Raw genomic sequence first — 8,468 nt, 5'->3', positions numbered from 1 at the left:
CAAAATTAGGATTTAGGGGTAATTTGGCAACCCGAACTATCCTGTGAGAGGGGATGATGAGCTTCCTTTTCAAATGTTGAAAAGCGGATCCAGCGCTGCAGGGCTCAGTTCCATATATGCTTGAATTGAATCTGCAATCATTAGTTTAAAATTTCACTTTAAATGACCACAGTAAAATGACAGCACTTGCTGTTAAAGCTCATCTGTTTTAAATTGCCAATTAAATTGCTAATTTCGTTTCTAATCTGTCAAATTCCATAGCATGTCCGTTTACAAAAATTTCAGTGATGAGGAGCTGACTGCTTTATTAAAAAAGGGCAATGAGCTTGCTTTCACTGAAATTTATAACCGTTACTGGGCCGAAATGTATTACCATGCTCACCGAATACTGAAAGATGAAGACACTTCAAAAGATGTTATTCAGGACGTTTTCAGTAACCTATGGTTAAAATCTCCTATGCTGAATGTGAATATTAAGTTATCCGGACATCTTTATATTGCTGTGCGAAACAAAGTATTTAACTTGGTTGCCCATAATAAAGTCAGAAGTGATTATTTGACATCAATTGCCGTATTTTTCACAGAATACACACCTGATGTCAATTTATACGAGGAGCGCGAACTGCTTGCCCATGTTGAAGCAGAAATCAGTAACCTGCCAGCAAAAATGAGGCAGATTTTTGAGTTAAGCAGAAAGGACAATCTTTCTCACAAAGAAATCGCTATAAAGCTGAACCTTTCAGAGCAAACTGTTAAAAAACAAGTGCAAAATGCGCTAAAAATCATGAAGCCAAGGCTTAGATTGATGAAAGGCGGCATTTTTATCTTGCTTTTTTTCAGATAATCATAATTTTATCTACCCCCAACCTAAGTTCAAGCTGTTCTTCCATTAAATAGCATCGCTATAACAAAGATGAACAAGGAACAGGCAAAAGAACTTTTAGATAAATACAATAAAGGATTGGCGAATGCAGAAGAAAAGCTTTTATTGGAGAACTGGTATTTACAGGAATCCGGCACGCAGGTTTTTTCTGATGAAAATGCAGATTTCCTCTTCTTGAAAGAGGAAATTTGGAAAGGTACGAGACAAAAGGCAGGCTTAGAGGGGGTCAAAAAAGCTGTAAAGTGGAAACCTTACAGTCGCATTGCTGCGGTATTAGCCTTAATAGCCTGTTGCACCTGCTTGTATATTAAAATAGCGCAGCGACAGCAAAAAGAAAAAAACTTTATCGCCGCCAGCAAGATCATTGCAGGTAGAAACCAGGCCATTCTCACACTTGCCGATGGATCAAAAGTGTTATTAAATGATGCGCCTAATGGTACCATTGCAAAACAAGCGGGCCTTACGGTTACAAAAACCAAAGATGGGGAACTGGTTTATTTAACTTCTGCTACCACCCAGGCAGATGCCCCACCAGCTTATCATCGTGTTGAAACCCCTAAAGGCGGGCAGTACCAGGTGATTTTACCTGATGGTACGCATGTTTGGCTCAATGCAGCTTCTTCCCTGCGGTATCCTCCAGTTTTTAAAGGATCAGCACGTACGGTCCAAGTTACAGGCGAAGCTTATTTTGAAGTGACGAAGGATCCCAAAAAGCCTTTTCGTGTAGAAAGCGACAACCAGATCATAGAAGTGCTGGGCACACAATTCAACATCAACGCCTACAAAGATGAGCCTCGCGTTACAACTACCCTGCTGGAAGGGAGTGTAAAAATCTTAAATCTTAAAAACAACGCAACCGTACTCCTTAATCCCGGTGAACAGTCAGCCTTAAGCTCAAAGGGATTAAGGGTTACCCATGTAGATCCGGAACAGTTTGTGGCCTGGAAAAATGACAAGTTCATTTTCACTAATGCAAATATTGAAAGTATTATGCGACAGGTTTCCCGATGGTATAATGTAACGGTAGAGTATAGAGGCGATATGTCTGAAGAGAAATTCGGTGGCAGAACTTCCCGCTTCTCCAACCTTGCAGAATTACTTGAAATTATCGAATTAACAGATCACGTTCACTTTGAAATTGAAGGAAGGAGGATAATCGTTATGAGGTAATTCTACCATTGTTAAGGGTTATCAAAAAAACCAGGGGTATTAGCCGTACCCCCGGTAAAATTTTGGATCAACCCATTGAAAAAAAATGCTTTACACACTAATTACAACTTAAAACCCAAACTACTAAAGTATGAATTTTTATACTAAACCATTGTGTAAACCTCCGGGTTACCTCACTAAAATATTGTTGATTATGAAACTAACTTTTGTTTTGCTGATCACCGCATTCCTGCAGATCAGCACGGCGGCGCGTGCCCAGAACATAAGTCTGAAAGAAAAAAATGCTTCTTTGTACCAGATTTTTGAGAAAATCACCAAACAGAGCGGCTATGATTTTGTCTACCTGAATGCCATGCTGCTGAACACCAATGCAGTAACCATTAACGTTCAAAACGAGCCCCTTACCAAGGTTCTTGAGCGCATCTTCGATGGCCAGGACCTGAAATTTATGATTAAAAATAAAACCGTAATTGTGCAGCAGGATAAGAGAAACGCCTTCGACAACTTCCTGGATTACATGAAGGCCATCAAGATAAGTGGTAAAGTAATAGATGAAACCGGGAGACCCTTAATTGGGGCCAGTGTTAAAGTCAAAGGAAAAACCCAGGCCACAGTGACCGATAGTTATGGTGCTTTCAGCTTAAATAATGTAGCGGAGGATGCGGTGATTACGGTGTCGTTTATTGGCTACATTTCAAGGGATATTAAAGTAAGCGACAAGCTTAATGTAATTCAGCTGCAACAAGATAACTCAAAACTTGAAGATGTGATTGTTGTGGGCTATGGAACGACAAAAAGAAAAGACCTTACAGGTGCTGTTGCATCTGTAGAGGTCAACGAGGTTAGAGATGCCCCTTTTACCAGTCTGGATCAGGCACTTTCCGGTAAAGCGGCGGGTGTGCAGGTTACACAAGGTGACGGTTCACCTGGTGGAGTGGCCAGAATTAAAATAAGAGGCGGAACTTCCATTTTAGGAGGCAACGATCCTTTATATATAATTGACGGCATTCAGGTTACTATACAAAACAGGTATATAGAAAGTGCAAGTGAAGTTGTAAACCCGCTTTCTGGTTCAGATAACAGTGCTAATTCCATCAGCAGCTCTTTTGCCAGAGGCTTAAACAGTCTGGGCGGTTTAAATATTAATGATATTGAGTCCATAGATATTTTAAAAGATGCTTCTTCCACGGCAATATACGGCTCCAAAGCTGCAAATGGGGTGGTGATCATTACTACAAAAAAAGGAAGATACGACCAGAAACCTTCCATTGAATTTAACTACTATACCGGTACCTCTACCCCTAGAAAAGACAAGCTGCTGGACGCCGATCAATATAAAATGATCATGACAGAGGCGGCAACAAACCTGGTTAATTCGCCAGCGCCACAATTTCCTATGGGCCCTACCAATCAAACTGCACTCAACATATTGAATATCCCTGGGTTTTTAGGTGCGGCAAATACAGACTGGCTTGATCTGGTATTGCGTAATGGATTTATACAGAATGCTGATTTTTCTGTTCGTGGTGGAGGAAAAGCTTCCCGTTATTATACTTCACTTTCTTATACAGGACAAACCGGGGTGATAAAAGGAACTGACTTCTCGCGGATTTCAGGTAAGATCAATCTGGATAATAACATTACGCCTAAGTTAAGGACCATCACTAATATTGATTACGGTTTCACCGTTAATAACATTACAAACGGTGCATACACACAGGCTTTATTAGCCCCACCCACCTTTGCACCTTATAATGAAGACGGATCTATCAATGCATTTAATGGCAGTCAGCTTGGCGCTTACGCCTCTTCCGGACTGCAAAATCCTCTGGCACTGATCAGTGGCATCAACAAAGGTAAAAATGCTACCATATTAGGGTCCGTTTCGCTGGAATACGAAATTGCAAAAGACCTGAAATACAGGAGTATTGGCTCAGTGAACTATGTTTCTTATCACCAGCGTAATTATACTCCAAGCAATGCGCTGATCGCTTCCAATGCGGGTTCTGCATCATCTAACAATGGTATCGCTTCGCAAGGACAAACGGAATCAGTAAGCGTCTTTTTCGACAATACGCTGAGTTACAACAAGGAATTTAATGCCGATAACCGCATTGACGTGGTGGTAGGTACCACCTGGCAGAAAGACAACAGCAGTACTTTCCAGGCTTCCGGACAAGGTTTTCCGGATGATTTTGTTCTAAACGACCTCTCATCCGCAGCCATCACTCTGCCCTCTGTGGCTTACACGAACCAAAATTCGCTGCTCAGTTTTTATGCAAGGGCAAATTATGCGTTGAAAGAACGTTATTTATTTACGGTAACCGGGCGTTCAGATGCCTCTTCGAAATTTCCATCAGGTAACCGCACCGCAATTTTTCCATCAGCAGGTATAGCATGGCGCATTTCTGAAGAAAGTTTCTTGAAAAATGTAAGCTGGATAGATGATTTAAAAATAAGGGCAAGTGCAGGATATACAGGTACACAAAACATTGGCGACCATATGTTCCGTACTTTGTATACACCGGTGACTTATAATGGCGTTAATGCCTTGATTCCATCTCAGCTTGGTAACAATACCATTAAATGGGAATCTACACTGCAAAAGGATGCAGGGATTAACTTCTCTTTCTTTAAATCAAGATTAGTAGCAGAGATAGGAATCTATGAAAAGAAAACCACTGGTTTACTCTTCAACCAGGCGCTTCAACCGAGCTCCTCTTTTGGAAGTGTTTATGCTAATCTTGCCAGTATCCGCAACAGAGGTTTGGAAATTGATGTAAGGGGCGATTATATCCGCCATAAGAATTTTTCATGGAATGGCGCAATCAATGTTTCCTTCAACAGGAGCCTTGTCACCAATATCAACACAGACTTTTCGGATCCTAGTGTATCTGGTGCCTATCTGGGTAATACAATCATCAGAGAAGGAAAGCCCATTGGCCTATTTTACGGATCACAGTTTAGAGGGATCATCAAAAATGCTGAACAGCTCGCTGCTTATAAAGCAGAATTTGGATTGGCACCTTTCATCTCTCCTTACCTGAATATCGGTGATCCTATGTATGACATCAACCCCCTTGGTGGTTTCCCTAACACCAGCCTGGTTGTAGGAAATGCAGAACCTAAGTTTTACGGAGGTTATACCAATACCTTAAATTACAAGAATCTCTCTCTCATCAGTCTTATTAACTTCACTTATGGAGGTAAGATTTTGTATTTGGCAGATATACAGAACCAGAAAGTTACAGACCTTAGCAATAAAAATGCAAGGATACTTGGCAGGTGGACCCCTGAAAATGCTGATACAGACAGACCAAGGGTAATTTATGCGCAAAATGGTCAGATTGGAACATCCAGCAACAATTTGTACGACGCTTCTTTTGCGAAACTGAAAAGTATAACCCTATCCTATCAGCTTGCCAGACCCTTTATGGAGAGACTGAGCTTGCAATCGGCTTCCATTTATGTGTCAGCAACCAACCTTTTTACAGTTACCAATTATCCCGGTCCTGATCCGGAAGTGAGTAATGACCCTTACAGTCTGATCAACGGTTCAAGTGATGCAAGCATGTATCCAACGGTAAGGCAGTATACTATAGGATTTAGAGTAGGATTTTAACAAAGGAAAACTAATAATACTGAGGAAATGAATAAGATATTTATATATATGATCCTGATGGCCACTTTGCTGGTCTTTCACGGATGTAAGAAAGAACTAGACAAACTTCCCGAAAATGCTAAAGTGGAGGGAAACGCCATTACAGACCAACCATCGGCATTGGTGGCCCTGAATGGGGTTTACTTTCGTTTTGCCAATGCCAGTAACACCAGAACAGACTGGTCGGCCAACCAGTTAATGGGCGGCCTTTTTAGCGGCTATCTGGGCAATGCAACAGGCGGCAACAATGATGAGCTGAATGCTTTCGAATATACCAATTACACTTCAGAATGGGGACGGTACTATGTATTAGTAAATGCTGCCAACGGTGTAATCTCTGCAGTTGAAAAATTACCGGACAACAAATTTACCACTGGAAAGAAGCAACAAATACTGGGTGAAGCAAAGTTTTTAAGGGCATATGGACACTTCAAGTTACTAAGCTTTTTCGGTCAATGGTTTGATATCAACAGTAAATATGGCATCATCCTGCGCAATGAGTTCGTAAACTTGACGAACAAAGATCAGCCTAGAAGTACTGTTAAAGAAAGTTATAATTTCATCTTGTCTGATATCGATGACGCGATAAGCAATACTCCGGTAGCAAATGAAAATGTTTATGCAAGTAAGTGGACCGCTATGGCACTTAAAATGCGGGTATTGTTGAGCCGAGGACAGGGCGATGATTATACACAGACGTCCACTCTGGGAAAGGCCATAATTGCAGAAAGCCCCTTTGTTTTAGAACCCAACCTGAGAGACCTCTTTCAGACCAAAGGATTAGCCAGTAAAGAGGTGATGCTAGGTATAAAGCCACAGTCTAATCAGGATCTGAACTATGAAAACATGAGTGGGAATTTTATTGGTCGTTCTTACATATACGCTGCCAAACCAGCACTGATCTCACTCTATGAAAATGATTTGCGTAAAACATGGATCATTGGAAACCAATACAAAACCAGTGGTCTTTATCATTTTGTTAAATTCATCCAGCCGGCAATGGTGTCAACTATAATTTCTGAAACGGCCTATGCTTTTAGGCTAACGGAAGTTTATCTCATGCTTGCAGAAGCAACGGTACGTGCCGGGGGAGATTTTACAGTTGCCAGGACTCATTTAAAAGAGGTGCTCGCACATGCAGGTGTAACCGATACTGCTCCAGTAGATGCTGCTACTACGCAAGATCAACTGTTAATGCAAATCTATTTAGAATATACAAGAAATATGATAGGAGAAGACGGTATAGAATGGATGGCTTTATTGCGTTTGCCATTTGCTACAGTCCAGGCCATCAGACCTACCATCACCGATAAAATTCAATACATACTACCTATACCCCGTGCTGAATTTTTAAATAACACCAAAATTGTTGATCAAAACCCAGGTTACACAAGAAATTAAATATGAAAATTAGATTATTAATACTCGCTGCAATGGCCCCGGCCATTGCAGCTGCCCAATCTTCAGACTTTAGCATTAGCGGTAAAATTGGGAACCTGAACAAGCCGGCAAAAATATACCTTGATTACAATGCCGAGGGGCAAGGAGCTACGGATTCTGCAGCACTGGTAAATGGTGAATTCAAATTTACCGGCAAAATAACCGGCATTGCGTCTGGCAGGATGACCTTATCGCGTGAAGGGATCAAGGATAAGGAAATATATGCTACAGGAACCGGCGATGTGATTTATGTAAACTTTGGTGCTGAACAAATCCGGATTACTTCAGCGGATTCTTTGTACAATGCAAAGTGGACTGGTTCTAAAGTCTATAATGAGATGCTTGCATTTGATAAACAGGTTGGCCCCACAGTGATGACGGTGCATCATCATGCAAATGTATTGCTGAGCAGAGCTACGCCAGCGCAACAAAAGGATACCGCTTATTTTAAGGTAATAGACAAAAGAGTACAAACTTACCGTACATCCCGAGGCATAAACCTACTGAAATTTGCTAAAAACAACCCAAATTCTTATTTCTCCTTACAGGGATTAGCTGAGGCCGTAAGTGGTTATAACGTAAAGGCTGATGTGGCCTTACCAATATTTAATAGTTTCAGTGAAAAGCTTCGCCTATCGTATACGGGACAGGGGCTGTACAAAATTTTAAATGCAAATACAGTAGCTGCTCTTGGCGCAATAGCACCTAACTTTACACAAAACGATGTAAATGGCAAGCCCGTTTCCCTTTCAGATTTCAAAGGCAAGTATGTGCTAATTGAATTCTGGGCAAGCTGGTGTTCTCCTTGTCGTGCGGAAAGCCCTAACCTTTTAAAACAATATGCACTTTATAAAGATAAGGGCTTCGAAATTCTTGGCGTTTCTGTGGATGGCGATAAGGCAAAGTGGCTCGATGCCATCAAGAAAGATGGGCTAACCTGGACACAGATTTCCGACCTCAAAGGCTGGGATAATGATGCTCGTAAAGTTTACGGCATCTCCGGGGTGCCTGCAAATTTTCTAATTGCTCCCGATGGTAAGATCTTAGGTGCACACTTGATGGGCGAAGTTTTAAATAAAAAGCTTGCCGAGCTGATTAAATAACAAACAAATAACGTTAAAAGCAGAAAGCCTGTTTTCATAAAGAAAACAGGCTTTTTGATGAAGTGGTGTGGGTCGGGATCGAACCGACGACACAAGGATTTTCAGTCCTTTGCTCTACCGACTGAGCTACCGCACCATTTGTGAGCATTGATTACTGTTCACTCAGCGAATATACAAAGCATATTGCATAAAAAACAATTAGATTTTCAGT

Annotated in this window: 5 protein-coding genes and 1 tRNA gene; 5 read left to right on the top strand and 1 reads right to left on the bottom strand. The window is 41.2% G+C overall.

Annotation, left to right across the window (positions count from 1 at the left end):
- The first annotated feature begins 262 nt into the window (after window positions 1–262).
- From ACR2F7_RS02660 to ACR2F7_RS02640, 5 genes are all read left to right on the top strand, one after another.
- Window positions 263–844, top strand: a complete 582-nt coding sequence (locus tag ACR2F7_RS02660; RefSeq protein ID WP_432712067.1) for an RNA polymerase sigma factor — start codon at window positions 263–265, stop codon at window positions 842–844.
- 69 nt (window positions 845–913) lie between these two features.
- Window positions 914–2,053: a FecR family protein gene (locus ACR2F7_RS02655; protein WP_432712066.1), complete on the top strand. Its 1,140-nt coding sequence runs from the start codon at window positions 914–916 to the stop codon at window positions 2,051–2,053.
- 193 nt (window positions 2,054–2,246) lie between these two features.
- The gene (locus tag ACR2F7_RS02650) at window positions 2,247–5,675 is read left to right on the top strand and encodes a TonB-dependent receptor (RefSeq protein WP_432712065.1); all 3,429 of its coding nucleotides are present in this window, start codon (window positions 2,247–2,249) and stop codon (window positions 5,673–5,675) included.
- 27 nt (window positions 5,676–5,702) lie between these two features.
- Window positions 5,703–7,115, top strand: coding sequence for a RagB/SusD family nutrient uptake outer membrane protein (locus tag ACR2F7_RS02645; RefSeq protein WP_432712064.1), 1,413 nt, complete (start codon window positions 5,703–5,705; stop codon window positions 7,113–7,115).
- A 2-nt stretch (window positions 7,116–7,117) separates the two neighbouring features.
- The gene (locus ACR2F7_RS02640; protein ID WP_432712063.1) at window positions 7,118–8,257 is read left to right on the top strand and encodes a redoxin domain-containing protein; all 1,140 of its coding nucleotides are present in this window, start codon (window positions 7,118–7,120) and stop codon (window positions 8,255–8,257) included.
- A gap of 63 nt (window positions 8,258–8,320) precedes the next feature.
- On the opposite strand, the gene ACR2F7_RS02635 is transcribed toward ACR2F7_RS02640, so the two are convergent.
- Window positions 8,321–8,393, bottom strand: a tRNA-Phe gene (locus tag ACR2F7_RS02635).
- Between the last annotated feature and the right edge of the window lie 75 nt (window positions 8,394–8,468).

This window comes from Pedobacter sp., assembly GCF_045628745.1.
GTDB lineage: Bacteria > Bacteroidota > Bacteroidia > Sphingobacteriales > Sphingobacteriaceae > Pedobacter.
This window is presented reverse-complemented; position numbering and strand designations above follow the sequence as displayed.